Annotated in this window: 1 protein-coding gene; it reads right to left on the reverse strand. The window is 63.6% G+C overall.

All coding sequences use genetic code 11. The features are described 5' to 3' along the window. The coding region (locus AF337_RS11570) for a 4-alpha-glucanotransferase (protein ID WP_193393603.1) at window positions 1-294 on the reverse strand (294 nt) is incomplete at both ends.

Below are 294 nucleotides of genomic sequence, written 5' to 3' on the forward strand. Positions count from 1 at the left end.
GCGCCGCGCCACCAGCCGGCAAGGGTCTGGTGGTCGTGCGTCGAAATGCAGGCCAAAGCCAGGACTGGATAGACGTCCGCCGGCTTGAAGCCCTTCTCATCCTGTTCATAGGAAAGGATGCGGTAGGAGAGAATGTGGGCCGCGGCCAGGTCGTCCTGCAATCCCTTGGGGATCAGTCCCAGGTCTTCTCCGATGACGAGGCACCGATGCTCGGCGGATACGTCGGCGAGGATCTGCAGCAGCCGATCCTGTGGATAGCGGACATAGGCGCCGCCGTCCGGCCTGCTGCCCAAT

Source organism: Rhizobium ecuadorense (genome assembly GCF_001187535.1).
GTDB lineage: Bacteria > Pseudomonadota > Alphaproteobacteria > Rhizobiales > Rhizobiaceae > Rhizobium > Rhizobium ecuadorense.